At 71.1% G+C, this 14,604-nt stretch carries 14 protein-coding genes; 11 read left to right on the forward strand and 3 right to left on the reverse strand.

All coding sequences use genetic code 11. From position 1 onward, the window contains the following. Window positions 1-196: 196 nt before the first annotated feature. Genes OEY_RS0112560 through cofC form a run of 3 tightly spaced genes read right to left on the reverse strand, consistent with a single transcriptional unit; the run spans window position 197 to window position 4,136 of the window. A complete protein-coding gene (locus OEY_RS0112560) occupies window positions 197-1,135 on the reverse strand; it encodes an NUDIX hydrolase (RefSeq protein ID WP_010594219.1) in 939 nt (312 codons plus the stop codon). Between the two features lie 8 nt (window positions 1,136-1,143). Next, complete coding sequence (locus OEY_RS0112565) at window positions 1,144-3,360, reverse strand: RNA degradosome polyphosphate kinase (protein ID WP_010594220.1); 2,217 nt, start codon at window positions 3,358-3,360, stop codon at window positions 1,144-1,146. A 50-nt stretch (window positions 3,361-3,410) separates the two neighbouring features. Further along, entirely contained in the window at window positions 3,411-4,136 is a 726-nt protein-coding gene (gene cofC / locus OEY_RS0112570; protein ID WP_010594221.1) for a 2-phospho-L-lactate guanylyltransferase, read from the reverse strand. Window positions 4,137-4,252: 116 nt separating this feature from the next. Between cofC and OEY_RS0112575 the strand changes: the two genes are divergently transcribed. The 11 genes from OEY_RS0112575 to OEY_RS0112625 all read left to right on the forward strand — a co-directional run. Next, on the forward strand, window positions 4,253-5,251 hold the full coding sequence (locus OEY_RS0112575) for an NAD(P)H-dependent glycerol-3-phosphate dehydrogenase (RefSeq protein WP_010594222.1): 999 nt from the start codon (window positions 4,253-4,255) through the stop codon (window positions 5,249-5,251). Between the two features lie 4 nt (window positions 5,252-5,255). Continuing rightward, window positions 5,256-6,377, forward strand: coding sequence for a cystathionine gamma-lyase (locus OEY_RS0112580; RefSeq protein WP_026137647.1), 1,122 nt, complete (start codon window positions 5,256-5,258; stop codon window positions 6,375-6,377). Between the two features lie 49 nt (window positions 6,378-6,426). Beyond that, entirely contained in the window at window positions 6,427-7,533 is a 1,107-nt protein-coding gene (locus OEY_RS0112585; protein WP_026137648.1) for a D-alanine--D-alanine ligase family protein, read from the forward strand. A 30-nt stretch (window positions 7,534-7,563) separates the two neighbouring features. Next, window positions 7,564-8,868 carry a glutamate-5-semialdehyde dehydrogenase gene (locus tag OEY_RS0112590; RefSeq protein ID WP_010594225.1) on the forward strand — a complete coding sequence of 435 codons (1,305 nt, stop codon included), beginning with the start codon at window positions 7,564-7,566 and terminating at the stop codon, window positions 8,866-8,868. A gap of 66 nt (window positions 8,869-8,934) precedes the next feature. Continuing rightward, a complete protein-coding gene (locus OEY_RS0112595) occupies window positions 8,935-9,816 on the forward strand; it encodes an AAA family ATPase (RefSeq protein ID WP_003937011.1) in 882 nt (293 codons plus the stop codon). 1 nt (window position 9,817) lies between these two features. Beyond that, entirely contained in the window at window positions 9,818-11,269 is a 1,452-nt protein-coding gene (locus tag OEY_RS0112600; protein ID WP_010594226.1) for a vWA domain-containing protein, read from the forward strand. Between the two features lie 19 nt (window positions 11,270-11,288). Next, window positions 11,289-12,011, forward strand: coding sequence for a nicotinate-nucleotide adenylyltransferase (gene nadD, locus OEY_RS28400; protein WP_228287198.1), 723 nt, complete (start codon window positions 11,289-11,291; stop codon window positions 12,009-12,011). Then, the gene (gene rsfS / locus OEY_RS0112610; protein WP_029540021.1) at window positions 12,008-12,481 is read left to right on the forward strand and encodes a ribosome silencing factor; all 474 of its coding nucleotides are present in this window, start codon (window positions 12,008-12,010) and stop codon (window positions 12,479-12,481) included. Before nadD ends, rsfS begins: the two co-directional genes overlap by 4 nt. Next, entirely contained in the window at window positions 12,478-13,131 is a 654-nt protein-coding gene (locus OEY_RS0112615) for a histidine phosphatase family protein (protein WP_010594229.1), read from the forward strand. Before rsfS ends, OEY_RS0112615 begins: the two co-directional genes overlap by 4 nt. Further along, window positions 13,118-13,891 carry a diglucosylglycerate octanoyltransferase gene (gene octT, locus OEY_RS0112620; protein ID WP_026137649.1) on the forward strand — a complete coding sequence of 258 codons (774 nt, stop codon included), beginning with the start codon at window positions 13,118-13,120 and terminating at the stop codon, window positions 13,889-13,891. Before OEY_RS0112615 ends, octT begins: the two co-directional genes overlap by 14 nt. Before the next feature lie 5 nt (window positions 13,892-13,896). Then, window positions 13,897-14,604: DegV family protein (locus tag OEY_RS0112625; protein WP_043805354.1), on the forward strand; the 708-nt coding region annotated here is incomplete at its 3' end.

Raw genomic sequence — 14,604 nt, forward strand, 5'->3', positions numbered from 1 at the left:
CCGCGGCGAAGAAGACCACGGCGGCCAAGAAGGCACCGGCCCGCAAGGCCGCCGCCAAGAAGTAGCCGTTCCGGCACGGCGCGGGTCCGGAAGACCGTCGCCGAGAAGGGGCGCCGCCGAGAGCGGCGCTACCGCCCGGATCCCGTCCGTTCGGCGGCCATCGGGGGAGATCTCCCCGATGGCCGCCGACGCGCGTTCAGGCGGCGCCGGGGGGCAGTGGGCTGTCGATGTGGTCCACTGCGACGAGCCGGTCGCCGGCCAGCGACAGGACCCAGGTGCTGCCCTTCCGGTTACGCGTGTTCGGCGCGACCACCCCGTCGTGCTCGGCCCACCATCGCACCAGGTCCGGAATCACCTTGCCCTGGCTGCAGATCACCGGCACGCCACCGCGCTGGGCGAGCTCGAGTGCCCGCTTGCGTCCGAGTTGCGGATCGGCGCCGTATTCCTCCTCCGTCAGGGAGGGCTCGACGGCGACCTCGACCCCGAGCCGGTCCGCGAGCGGTTGCACCGTCTGCACACAGCGCGCCCGGTCCGCGGCGACCACGCTGTCGGCGCCGAACGCGAGCAGTTGAGGCACGAGGGCCTGGGCCTGGGCGCGGCCCGCCGCGTCGAGGGGCCGGTCCCGATCGTCGCCGCGGTGGTTCTTGCGGCTGCCGGCCTTCGCGTGCCGCACGATCAGCACCGTCGCCGTGTCCGGCGGCAGGGCCTGGAAGCGCCGCAGCACCGTGTGGTCCATCGGGTACGACAGGGCCGCGTAGGCGTCGTCGGGTGCGAGCCAGCGCAGTTCGTCGACCTCGTCGTTCGGGACGAACCGGCCGCTGCATGCCGCGGCGGCCCAGTAGTCCACTCGCTTGAGCTTCCGGTGACCCGGAACCGGGTAGGTGACCTTGCCGAGAGACCGGCCGAGGCGCGCGGAAATCCCGGTCTCCTCCTCGATCTCGCGTACGGCGGCGACGACGGGAGTCTCGCCGGGATCGAGCTTGCCCTTGGGGAAGGACCAGTCGTCGTAGCGCGGCCGGTGCACGACGGCGATCTCGATACGGTTCCGGGCGGTCGGGTTCCTTCGCCACAGGACGGCCCCGGCGGCGAAGATGTTGGCTCGCATTGCGTTGTCGGAAACGGGGGACACCGACATCCTTCCGATCAGGAGCTGCGGCTGCGCATGAGCTCTTCTTGGTGGTCGCGGGCGGCGGTTCCCGGTGCCGGCGACGCGAGCCAGGTGCCGTCGGCCCGCAACGTCCAGCACCGGGTCGCCGGATCGAGCGCCGACTCGAAGATCGAGTCGAGTTGCGCAGCCAGCCGGGGATCCTTCACCTGGGCCATCACCTCCACCCGGCGGTCGAGGTTGCGATGCATCATGTCTGCGCTGCCGATCCAGATCTCGTCGGCCGCCCGGAAATGCAGGACGCGCGAATGCTCCAGGAATCTTCCGAGAATGGATCGCACCGTGATGTTCTCACTGAGCCCCGGCACTCCGGGCTTGAGCGCGCAGATGCCGCGCACGACGATCTCGACCGGTACCCCGGCGCGGGAGGCACGGTACAGCGCGTCGATGACCTGTTCGTCGACGAGCGCATTGGCCTTCAGGCGGATCCCGGCGTCGCGTCCGGCCTGGTGGTGCTCGATCTCGGTGTCGATCCGTTCGATGATGCCCGACCGCACGCCGTGCGGGGCGACGAGCAGGTTGCGGGACTTCGCCTTCCGCGAGTACCCGGTGAGAGTGTTGAACAGGTCGGTCAGGTCCGCGCCGATCTCCGGTGCCGCGGTGAGCAGACCGACATCCTCGTACAGACGCGCAGTCTTCGGGTTGTAGTTGCCGGTGCCGATGTGGCAGTAGCGGCGGATGAGCGAGCCCTCGCGGCGGACCACGAGGCACGTCTTGCAGTGGGTCTTGAGACCCACCAGGCCGTACACCACGTGCACGCCGGCCTGCTCCAGCTTGCGGGCCCACTTGATGTTCGCCTGTTCGTCGAAGCGTGCCTTGATCTCCACCAGCGCCACCACCTGCTTGCCGGCCTCCGCCGCGGCGATCAACGCGTTGACGATGGGGGAGTCGCCCGAGGTGCGGTAGAGGGTCTGCTTGATGGCGAGCACCTGGCTGTCGGCTGCGGCCTGCTCGATGAACCGCTGCACGCTGGTGGAGAAGGAATCGTAGGGGTGGTGCACCAGCACGTCGCCCTCGCGCAGCGTCGAGAACACGCTCTTGGGGGTCTCGCGCTCGCCGAAAGCGGGGTGGGTGGCCGGCACGAACGGCCGGTCCTTCAGATCGGGCCGGTCGACGTCGTGCACCTGCCACAGACTCGACAGGTCCAGCAGTCCCGGCAGCTGCACCACGTCGGCGGGATCGACGTCCAACTCGCGCAGCAACAGTTCGAGCATGTGCTCGGTCATGTCGTCGGCGACCTCGAGGCGCACCGGGGAACCGAAACGGCGACGGGCGAGTTCCCGCTCGAGTGCCTGCAGGAGGTCCTCGTCGCGGTCCTCCTCGACCTCGAAGTCGGCGTTGCGGGTGACCCGGAAGGCGTGGTGCTCGACGATCTCCATCCCCGGGAACAGCACGTCGAGGTGTGCCGCGATGAGTTCTTCGAGCGGAAGGAATGCGTCGATCTCGTCCGGTGAGCCGTCCCGCCGGACCCGCACGAAGCGATCGACGTTGTCGGGCACCTTGACCCGAGCGAAGTGCTCGCCGGCGGACTGGCGATCCTTCACGGTGACAGCGAGGTTGAGGCTCAGCCCGCTGATGTACGGGAACGGGTGCGCCGGATCGACCGCGAGCGGGGTCAGAACCGGGAACACCTGCTCGGCGAAGTGAGCGGTCAGGCGCTGCTTCTCGTCGTCCGCCAGATCGTCCCACCGGATGATCGAAATGCCTTCGGCAGTCAGAGCGGGCAGGACCGAGTCGAGGAAGACGAGGGCGTGGCGGCGCGCGATCTCCTGGGTGCTGCGCGCGATGAGCGCGAGTTGCGCTCGTGGCGACAGCCCGTCGGCGGAGCGGACCGACAAGCCGGTCTCGGCGCGACGCTTGAGGCCGGCGACGCGCACCATGTAGAACTCGTCGAGATTCGAAGCGAAGATGGCGAGGAACTTGGCGCGTTCGAGCAGCGGCAGCGACGTGTCCTCGGCCAGCGCGAGCACCCGCGCGTTGAAGTCGAGCCAGCTCAGTTCGCGGTTGAGGTAGCGGTCCGGGGGCAGACCGTCGGCGACGGCCTGCAGCGTCGTGGCGGCGGGCGGGGCGCTCGGCGCCGAGGCCGAACGGGTAGCGGTCGCACCGTCGAGGCCGCCTCCTCCGTCGCCGGATGCCCCGGCGAACCCGGGAGGGTCGGTGTCGATGCGCTGGTCCGTGGAATCGCCGTGTTTCACACGTCGATCATCCCTCAGTTTCGGAACGGCGGACAATCCGTCGGCGTCCGTCACCCGAAGTCGGGATGACGAACAGGCATCGGCCATCCGATCCGTCCGAGCGCCGACGCCGTCGCGGGCCCGACGCCCTGCACCGTCGCGGCCTCGAGGTCGGCGACGGTGTCGACGTCGAGCCGCAGCCCGGGCCAGTCCCCGGGTAGGGGGCGGGCGCCCGCCCGCACGTGACGGTGCGCCGAATCGGGACCGAACAGCGGGACGAGGGGTCCGGGCGTGCAGTGCAGCAGCGCCGAGGTGCCGGTGCCGGTGTGGTCCACGACGACCGCCCGGCCGGCCTCGCGTGCCGCGGACAGCGCCGCGGACAACTCGGCGGGCCGCAGCGCCGGCAGGTCCGCGTGCAGCGCGATCAGATCCACGCCCGGCTCGCGGCAGCGCACCCGGTGGGCGGCGGCGGCGAGCGCTGCGTTCAGTGGATCGACGGAGGCGGGATCGACGGAGGCGGGATGATCACGATGGGGATCGACGGATGCGCCGGCCGTGCAAGCCGCCGGGGGATCGGCGAGTGTGTGCGCGCCCGCGCCGAGGGCGAGCGCGGCGACGTCGGCGTCGGTGGTGATGACGGTGACGGCGAGCCCCTCGACCGCCAGCGCCGCGTGCAGGGTGTCGGCGAGCATCGCGAGCACCAGGGCGGCTCGGTCGCCGGGGTCGAGGACGTGCGCGAGCCGCGACTTCGCCAGGCCGAGGGCCTTGACGGGAATCAGCACGTGCGCGGTGGTCATGGTCGTCGATTCTGCCAGTCGGCGGCGACGGCGGTCGCGGGCGCGGGCGGTGGGCGATACTGGAGCAGCCGCGGCGCTGGTCTGCGGACGGGATCGGACACGAGTAAGGGGACTGCGTGAGCAAGGCTGCGGTGTTGGGAGCGGGGTCGTGGGGGACGGCCTTCGCCAAGGTGCTGGCGGAGGCCGGAACGGACGTGACGATCTGGGCGCGGCGTGCGGAGGTGGCCGAGGCCATCGCCACCCGGCACGAGAACCCGGACTACCTGCCCGGCGTCGAACTGCCCGCCACGGTGCGCGCCACCGCGGATCATCGCGTCGCTCTCGACGGAGTGGACTTCCTCGTCCTCGCGGTGCCGTCGCAGACGTTGCGCGCGAATCTCGGGGCGTGGCGCGACGACATCGGTCCCGACGCGACCCTGTTGAGCCTGGCGAAGGGCATCGAGAGCGGCACCCTCATGCGGATGAGCCAGGTGATCGCTCAGGTGACCGGCGCCGAGCACGACCGCATCGCGGTGCTGTCCGGACCGAATCTCGCCCGTGAGATCGCCGATCGGCAGCCCGCCGCCACGGTGATCGCATGCTCCGACTCCACTCGCGCTCTCGAGATTCAAAGAGCATGTGCCACTGGTTATTTCAGGCCGTATACGAATACGGACGTGATCGGCTGCGAGATCGGTGGCGCGTGCAAGAACGTCATCGCCCTCGCGTGCGGCATGGCGGCCGGGGTCGGACTCGGTGACAACACCGTCGCCTCCATCATCACTCGCGGCCTGGCCGAGATCACGCGGCTGGGAACTGCCCTCGGCGCCAAGCCGGCCACGCTGGCCGGACTCGCCGGCGTGGGCGACCTCGTGGCCACGTGCACCTCGCCCCTGTCGCGCAACCGGTCGTTCGGCGAGCGGCTGGGACGGGGAGGGACACTCGAGAGTGCGCAGGAGGCCACCCACGGCCAGGTGGCCGAGGGGGTCAAGTCGTGCACCTCCGTCCGGGCGCTGGCGGCCAGTTACGACGTGGAGATGCCGCTCACCGACGCCGTGCACCGCGTCTGCTACGAGGGCATGTCGGTGCCCGAGGCGATCGGACTGCTCCTCGGCCGTCGAGTCAAGCCGGAGTGAGGGCGTGCCGGGGGACTCGACGCGTTGCGTGAAAGCTGTTGCCGCCGAACATGTGCCGGGGGAGCCGCTGCAACCCGGCCCGGTTCTCGCGGCCCCCTACCAGCTCGGGGCGGAGGGCACCGAAACCGACACCTACGCCCGCGCCTCCCATCCGGGCTGGCGGGCCCTCGAATCCGCGCTGGCCGCGCTCGAGGGCGCGGCGGCAGCCCGGGTCGTCGGATCCGGAATGTCGGCGGTCACCGTCGCGCTGCGGTCGCTGAGCCGGGGCGGCGGCACCGTCGTCGTCCCCGCCGACGGGTACTACCAGGTGCGGGCCTACGCGCGCGAATGCCTCGAACCCCTCGGCATCACGGTTCACGAACTCACCTGCGCCCAGTTCGGCGACGGAGGTCTACGCGCGGTCCTCGCCGGTGCTGGTGCGGGCGCGCTCGTGCTCGCCGAGACCCCGTCCAACCCGGGACTGGACGTCGTCGACCTGCGCGCCACCGCGGCACTGTGCCGGACCGCAGGCGCCCTGCTCGTGGTGGACAACACCACCGCCACCCCGCTGGGGCAGCAGCCACTCGCGCTGGGCGCGGACGTCGTCGTCGCCAGCGGCACGAAATCGCTCAGCGGGCACAGCGATCTGCTGATGGGGTACCTCGCCGTGGCCGACGGCGCACTCGTGCCACCCCTCGACCGCGAGCGCCTGCTCTCCGGCACCGTCCTCGGTCCGTTCGAGACGTGGCTGGCACACCGAAGCCTGGGCACCGCCGGGTTGCGCTTCGACCGGCAGTGCGCCAACGCGCTCGCCGTGGCCACGATGCTGCGTGAGCATCCCGCGGTCGGTGGCGTCCGATACCCCGGTCTGGACGACGATCCCGCGCACCCCGTCGCCGCGGCGCAGATGCGCCGGTTCGGGCCGCTGGTGACGTTCCGGCTCGACGACGAGCAGCAGTTCCACCGGTTCGTCGCGGTGAGCGAGCTCGTCACCGCCGCGACCAGTTTCGGGGGCATCCACACCACCGCGGACCGGCGTGCCCGCTGGGGTGATCCCGTACCGCCCGGCTTCGTGCGGTTGTCCTGCGGGATCGAGGACACCGCCGACCTGCTCGACGATCTCGACCGTGCGCTCGCCCGGCGCTGAGCAGGACTCGGATACCGGCCGGGCGGGCGGCACCGGTACGGTTTGTGCCGTGAGCACACCCCGAATCCGGGTGGCCGTCGTCTTCGGTGGCCGCAGCAACGAGCACTCCGTCTCCTGCGTTTCGGCAGGCAGCATCCTGCGCCACCTCGACCCGCAACGCTACGAGGCCGTCCCGATCGGTATCACCACCGACGGCGCCTGGGTGCTCGCCGACTCGGACCCGGAACGGCTCGCCAAGGCGGGCCGCGAACTGCCGACCGTCGACGCGGACGGTTCGGCGCTGGTGCTCACCGCCGATCCCACCCGGGCCGGTGACATCGTCGCCCTCGCCGAGGGCGAGTTCGGCAAGGTCCTCGCCTCCGTCGACGTCGTGTTCCCCGTGCTGCACGGCGCCTATGGCGAGGACGGCACCATCCAGGGGCTGCTCGAACTCGCCGGCGTCCCGTACGTGGGACCGGGCGTCCTCGCCAGCGCCGCCGGGATGGACAAGGAGTTCACCAAGAAGTTGCTGGCCGCGGAGGGTCTGCCCGTCGGATTCCAGGTCGTGCTGCGGCCCGGCACCGCGACCGTCACCGAGCAGCAGAAGCAGCGTCTCGGCCTCCCCGTGTTCGTCAAGCCCGCCCGCGGCGGATCCTCCATCGGGATCAGCCGTGTCGCCGACTGGGCGGCGCTCGATGCGGCGATCGACAAGGCTCGCCGGCACGACCCGAAGGTGATCGTCGAATCCGCGATCGTCGGCCGCGAGGTCGAATGCGGTGTACTGGAGTTCCCCGACGGCGACGTGCGCGCCAGCGTCGTCGCCGAGATCCGGATGCCCGACCCGTCCGGCGATCACGAGGCGTTCTACGACTTCGACACCAAGTACCTCGACGACGTGTGCGAGTTCGACGTGCCCGCCAAGCTCGACGACGACGTCTCCGACCGGATCCGGGACCTCGCGGTCCGCGCCTTCCGCGCCCTCGACTGCCAGGGCCTGTCCCGGGTCGACTTCTTCGTCACGGAGGACGGGCCGGTGATCAACGAGATCAACACCATGCCCGGGTTCACGTCGATCTCGATGTACCCGCGCATGTGGGAGGCCAGCGGCCTCGAGTACCGCACGTTGCTCTCCACCCTGGTCGACACCGCCCTGGCCCGGGGGACCGGGCTGCGCTGAGCCGTCCGGACGCGGACTAGTCTGGAGGCCATGACTGCCGTGACCCCTGACTCATCTGCGACCGTTTCCGGGGACGTCCGGGCGACCGGCGCCGGGGACACCCGCGAGGCCGTGCACGCCGCGGCCCGTCGCGCCCGCGTCGCCTCCCGCCGGCTCGCCCTGCTCACCACCGCGCAGAAGGACGCCGCCCTGCACGCCGCGGCGGACGCCGTGCTCGCCGCGTCCGACGCGGTGCTCGCTGCCAACGCCGAGGACATCGAGACCGCCCGCGCGGCAGGCACCGAGGAATCCCTCCTCGACCGGCTCCGTCTCACCCAGGCCCGGGTCGAGGGCATTGCGGCGGGGTTGCGCCAGGTCGCGGGGCTGCCCGACCCGATCGGCGAGGTCGTCCGCGGCTCGACCCTGCCCAACGGCCTCGAGATCCGGCAGATGCGGGTGCCGCTCGGCGTCGTCGGGATGGTGTACGAGGCCCGGCCGAACGTGACCGTCGACGCCTTCGGGCTGGCCCTCAAGTCCGGCAACGCGGCCCTGCTGCGCGGGTCGTCGTCCGCCGCCCGTTCCAACGCGGCGCTCGTCGAGGCCCTGCGCGGCGCCCTCGCCACGCAGGAACTGCCGGAGGACGCCGTGCAACTGCTGCCGAGCGCGGACCGATCCTCGGTCACGCACCTCATCCAGGCCCGCGGACTCGTCGACGTCGTCATCCCTCGTGGCGGCGCCGGCCTGATCTCCGCCGTCGTCCGCGACGCCACCGTGCCCACCATCGAGACGGGCGTGGGCAACTGCCACGTGTACGTGCATGCGTCGGCCGATCCGGAGATGGCCGAGAAGATCGTGGTCAACGCCAAGACCCGCCGGCCCAGCGTGTGCAACACCGCCGAGACGATCCTGGTGGACAAGGCCGTCGCCGACGACGTCGTGCCCCGGCTGCTGCAGGTACTGCGCAGCCACGGCGTCACCGTGCACGGCGACCTGCCCGGCCTCGAACCGGCCACCGAATCGGACTGGGCCGACGAGTACCTGAGCCTCGACGTCGCGCTCGCCGTCGTCGACGACCTGGACGCGGCCGTCGCGCACATCGACCGGTACGGCACCGGGCACACCGAGGCCATCGTCACCTCCGACCTCGCCGCGGCCCGTGAGTTCTCCGCGCGGGTCGATGCCGCAGCCGTCATGGTCAACGCTTCGACGGCGTTCACCGACGGCGAGCAGTTCGGGTTCGGCGCCGAGATCGGCATCTCCACCCAGAAGCTGCACGCCCGCGGCCCGATGGGACTGCCGGAACTCACCTCCACCAAGTGGGTGGTCTGGGGCGACGGCCACACCCGGCCGGCCTGAGGTCGGCCCGACGGCGTCGACGAGACCCCGCACCCCGACCGGCCTGCCCCGACGAAAGGACACAGCGTGGACCGTGCGCTGCCGACCACCCCGCCGATCTTCGCCGACGTCGACGAGGTGATCGACCGCCTCGCCGAGACGGGATACCTCGCCGACAAGGCCACCGCCACCGCGGTGTTCCTCGCCGATCGCCTCGGCAAGCCGCTGCTCATCGAAGGCCCCGCCGGGGTGGGCAAGACCGAGCTGGCCCGGGCGGTGGCGCAGACCTCCGGCGCCGAGCTGGTGCGGCTGCAGTGCTACGAGGGGGTCGACGAGTCGCGGGCGCTCTACGAGTGGAACCACGCCAAGCAGATCCTGCGGATCCAGGCCGGTACCGACCACTCCTGGGACGCGACCAAGCAGGATGTGTTCTCCGAGGAATTCCTTCTGCCGCGCCCGCTGCTGACGGCCATCCGCCGGGAGGACCCGACGGTGCTGCTCGTCGACGAGGTCGACAAGGCCGACGTGGAGATCGAGGGTCTGCTGCTCGAGGTGCTCAGCGACTTCGCGGTCACCGTGCCCGAACTCGGCACCATCAGCGCCACCCGCAAGCCCTTCACCGTGCTCACCTCGAACGCGACCCGCGAGTTGTCCGAGGCCCTCAAGCGACGCTGCCTGTTCCTGCATCTCGACTTTCCCGATGCCGACCTCGAGCGCCGCATCCTGGCGAGCCGGGTTCCGGAGCTGCCGGAGGCGGTCGCCGAGCAGCTCGTCCGCACGGTCCGGGTGCTGCGCGGCATGCAGCTCAAGAAGCTGCCGTCGGTGGCGGAGACGATCGACTGGGGCCGCACACTGCTCGCCCTGGGCCTGGACACCCTCGACGACGCGGCGGTCCGGGCCACGCTCGGCGTGATCCTCAAACACCAGTCCGATCAGCTGCGGGCCGCGGCCGAGCTGCGGTTGAACTGACATGGCCGGGGCACGCCCGCCGCTGCGGGACCACGGGCCGTCGGCGCCGCACGGGCTGCCCGGCCACCTCGTCGGGTTCGTCGAGGCGCTGCGCCGCCGCGGCATCCCCGTAGGACCGTCGGAGACCGTCGACGCCGGCCGGGTCATCTCGGTGCTCGACCTGCTCGACCGCGACGCCCTGCGCGAGGGGCTGGCGTGCGCTCTGCTGCGCCGGCCCACCCATCGGCCGACCTTCGACGCCCTGTTCGACCTGTGGTTCCCGGCAGCGGTGGGACGCCGCGAGGCCGGCGGGATCGATCCGACGCTGCCACGCACCCCGGACGGCGAGATCGATTTCGAGGCGCTGCGGGACCTGATCGCCGAGATGCTCGCCGACGACTCCGCCGAGGCGTTCGAGCTCGTCGAGTTGCTGACCGCGCAGATCGTCGAGGAACTGGGCCAGTACACCTCGGGTGACAAGTCGTCGTTCTCGGCGTACCAGGCCCTGCGCCAGGTCTCGCCCGAGACACTGGTGTCGAAGATCCTCGAGGGACTGCTCGGCAATGCCGGTCCCGAGGAGCGGGCTCAGGACACCGAGTACGCCACCGAGGTGGCCCGCCGCACGGCAGCGCGCCGGGGGGCGGACTTCCGGGCGATGGTCGAACGCGAGACGCGGCGCCGCACCGCCGAACAGGTCGGACGCGACCGCGTCGCCACGTACGGGGTGCCCAGACTGGCCGAGGAGGTCGACTTCCTGCGAGCCACCGACGCCGAGCTCACCGCGCTGCGCCGCAGCGTCACCCCGCTGGCGCGGCTGCTCGCGAGCCGGCTCGCCGCGCGCCGGCGACGGGCCCGCGCGGGGGCGATCGACCTGCGCCGGACCCTGCGCAAGTCGATGTCCACCGGCGGAGTGCCCATCGACCTCGTCAATCGCAAGCCACGCCCCGCCCGTCCGGAGCTCGTGGTGCTGTGCGACGTCTCCGGATCGGTCGCCGGCTTCTCCCACTTCACGCTGCTGCTCGTGCACGCCTTGCGCGAGCAGTTCTCCCGCGTCCGGGTGTTCGCGTTCATCGACAGCACCGACGAGGTCACTCACCACTTCTCCGCCGGCGCGGATCTCGGGGTCGCCATGTCGCGGATGCTGCGTGAGGCCGAGCTGATCGCCTACGACGGCCACTCCGACTACGGTCACGCGCTCGGCGTGTTCACCGAGCGGTACGCGCACAGCCTCACCAGCCGCAGCTCACTGCTCGTGCTCGGCGACGCACGGACCAACTATCGCGATCCCAACCTCGCCGCGCTCGAACACCTGGTGGCCGTTGCCCGGCACGCCCACTGGCTCAATCCGGAACCACGCGGCCAATGGGGAGCCGGAGATTCGGCGGCCGAGGTGTACCGCGAGGTGATCACGATGCACGAGTGCCGGTCCGCACAGCAGCTCGCGCAGGTGGTGGCGGCCCTGCTGCCGGTGTGAACCCGTAAGCTGGACCATCGTGCACGAGCCATCCGTCCCGAATTCCCCGCCGCGCCGGCGCGTCGGTGTCATGGGCGGAACCTTCGACCCCATCCACCACGGGCATCTCGTCGCAGCCAGCGAAGTAGCCGACCGGTACGATCTCGACGAGGTCGTGTTCGTGCCCACCGGACATCCCTGGCAGAAGTCGGGACACGATGTCAGCACGGCAGAGGACCGCTATCTGATGACGGTCATCGCGACCGCCTCGAATCCGCAGTTCTCCGTCAGCCGGGTCGACATCGAACGCGAGAAGGCCACCTACACCGTGGACACACTGCGCGACCTGCGTGCCCTGATGCCCGACGCCCAGTTGTACTTCATCACCGGCGCCGACGCGATGGCATCGATCCTGTCGTGGCAGGACTGGGCCGAGCTGTTCGAGCTGGCCCGGTTCGTGGGGGTGTCGCGTCCGGGCTACGACCTGCACGTCGAGCACCTCGCCGAGCATCTCGCGAAGCTGCCGTCCGACACCGTCGGTCTCGTCGAGATACCTGCGCTGGCCATCTCGTCGACCGACTGCCGGACGCGGGTGCGTGAGCACAGACCCATCTGGTACCTGGTGCCCGACGGGGTGGTGCAGTACATCAGCAAGCGCAACCTGTATCGGCCCGCGAACTCGCGGCGCCCCGACGGCACGACGACCGTGTCTCATCCCCACCCCGAGTCCTGTCCCCACCCCGAGAGGAAGACCCCGCAGTGACGGCAACTGCAGAAGCCATCGAGATGGCACGCATCGCGGCCCGCGCGGCCGACGAGAAACTGGCCACCGACGTGGTGGTGCTCGACGTGTCCGAGCAACTGGTCATCACCGACTGCTTCGTGATCGCGTCCGCGGCCAACGAGCGCCAGGTCAACGCGATCGTCGACAACGTCGAGGAGAAACTGCGGCTCGCCGGGCACAAGCCCGTGCGGCGCGAAGGCACCCGCGAGGGTCGTTGGACGCTGCTGGACTACGTCGACGTGGTGGTGCACATCCAGCACGACGACGAACGCAACTTCTACGCACTCGACCGGTTGTGGAAGGACTGCCCGGTGATCACCGTCGACGGCATCGGCGCGCCCGCGCCGGCGGGTGACCCCGGCGCGCCCGCGCCGACCGGTGACACCGGCGCCGGTGCAGCGGCAGGCGGCACCACTCCCGTCCCGGACGACGCACCGGGGGACCGGTGACCCACGCGGTACCGGTCCGGCGGCTGATCCTGGTACGCCACGGCCAGACCGAATACAACGCCACCAGTCGCATGCAGGGGCAGCTCGACACCGAGCTGTCCGCGCTGGGGCGGCGGCAGGCCGTGGCCGCGGCCAGGGTCCTCGTCGAGCACAGTCCCGTGGCCATCGTCTCGTCCGATCTGCGGCGCGCCTACGACACCGCCGTCGAACTCGGTGACCAGGCCGGGCTGCCGGTGGAAATCGATCCGAGGCTGCGCGAGACCCATCTCGGCCGGTGGCAGGGCCTGACCCATCACGACGTGGACGCGGTGTCCCCGGGGGCCCGCGCGGCGTGGCGGGCCGACGCCACCTGGGCACCCCCCGAGGGTGAGAGCCGGGTCGACGTGGCGCGGCGCAGCGCCCCGGTGATCCAGGAACTGCTCGACAAGCACGAGCAGTGGGTGCATCGGCCGATCATCGTCGTCGCGCACGGCGGACTGATCGCGGCACTCACGGCCGCCCTGCTCGATCTTCCGGTCGACCGGTGGCCGGTCCTCGGCGGACTCGGCAACACCGGCTGGGTCCAGCTCAGCGGATACGGTGACCGGCCCGCGTGGCGCCTCGACGTGTGGAACGCGACGGCGACGGTGGCGGCCGATGACGTCCTCTGAGCCACGGCCGACGGCCGGTCCGCGCCGGCCGACGCTGCTGGTGATCGGGGACTCCCTCAGCTACTACGGCCCGAAGGGCGGGCTCCCGGCGGACCATCCGCGAATCTGGCCGAACATCGTGGCGCGCGAACTCGACTGGGACGTGGAGCTCGTCGCACGGATCGGGTGGACGACCCGCGACGCGTGGTGGGCCATGACCCAGGATCCGCGCGTGTGGGCGACGATCCCGCGGGCCGGTGCCGTCGTGCTGGCCGTCGGGGGCATGGACACCCTGCCGTCCCCGCTGCCGACGGCGCTGCGCGAAACACTGCGTTACGTACGCCCACCGCGGTTACGCCGCGTCGTACGGGAGACCTACGGGTGGCTGCAGCCCCGGCTGTCCCCGCTCGGCTGGCCGGTGGCCCTGCCGCCGCGGGTCAGTGTGGACTACCTCGAGACCATCCGCGAGTCGCTGGCGTACATGCGGCCGGACCTTCCGGTGATCGCCACGCTGCCGTCGGTACACCGCAGCGCGCAGTACCGCGCGGTGCACCGCGGTCGTCCCGCCGCAGCCCGGGCCATCAACCGGTGGGCGTCCGAGAAGTCGGTTCCGCTGGTCGATCTCGGCGAGGCCGTGCACGCGGACATCCACTCCGGGGACGCGAATCCGGACGGCATCCACTGGGGTTGGAACGGGCACAGCGAAGTTGCCGCCGCGGTGGCCGAGGCGGTACGGATGGTGCACCGGGATGCGCGCGTCGCCGCGGAGAACATACGGTAGGCGGCGTGTCTGTAGTAGTGGTGACCGATTCGTCGTGCTGTCTCGACCCGGAACTGGTGGAGCGCTACGACATCCGTGTCGTGCCGCTGCACGTGATCGCGGACGGTGTCGAGTTGCGCGAGGGCGTGGACGACCTGCCCGCCGACCTCTCCGGCGTCACGACCTCCGGTCCCTCCCCGGCGGAACTGACGGAAGCGTACGCCGAGGCGCTGTCCGACAGCGGCGGCGACGGGGTGGTGGCCGTGCACCTGTCCCGTGAACTGTCGGGTACCTGGTCGGCTGCCCGCTATGCCGCCGATGCCCTCGGCGACCGGGTGCAACTGGTCGACAGTCGAACCACCGCAATGGGTCTGGGATTCGCTGCTCTGGCGGCGGCGGAAGCCGCCCGGTCCGGTGCGGATGTGCGGGCGGTGTACGAACGGGCGGTGGAGGTCGCCGCCCACAGCCGGACACTGCTGGTGGTCGACCGGCTCGACCACCTGCGCCGCGGCGGCCGCATCGGTACCGCCACAGCGCTGCTCGGCACCGCTCTGGCGATGAAACCCGTGCTGCACCTCGTCGACGGCCGGCTGGTGCTGCGGGAGAAGACCCGCACCATGACCAAGGCGATGACGAAACTCGTCGACGGCGTCGTCGACACCGCGGAGCCGGTGACCGCGGTGGCCGTGCACCACCGCGAGGCCCCCGAACGCGCCGAGCGGCTCCCCCCCGCA

The sequence above is a fragment of the Rhodococcus sp. P14 genome, assembly GCF_000256505.1.
GTDB lineage: Bacteria > Actinomycetota > Actinomycetes > Mycobacteriales > Mycobacteriaceae > Rhodococcus > Rhodococcus ruber.

Coding starts and splice junctions, on each gene's coding strand:
- OEY_RS0112600 (WP_010594226.1), top strand. CDS start 9,818: ATGGCCGGGGCACGCCCGCCGCTGCGGGACCACGGGCCGTCGGCGCCG.
- OEY_RS0112560 (WP_010594219.1), bottom strand. CDS start 1,135: ATGTCGGTGTCCCCCGTTTCCGACAACGCAATGCGAGCCAACATCTTC.
- octT (WP_026137649.1), top strand. CDS start 13,118: ATGACGTCCTCTGAGCCACGGCCGACGGCCGGTCCGCGCCGGCCGACG.
- OEY_RS0112590 (WP_010594225.1), top strand. CDS start 7,564: ATGACTGCCGTGACCCCTGACTCATCTGCGACCGTTTCCGGGGACGTC.
- cofC (WP_010594221.1), bottom strand. CDS start 4,136: ATGACCACCGCGCACGTGCTGATTCCCGTCAAGGCCCTCGGCCTGGCG.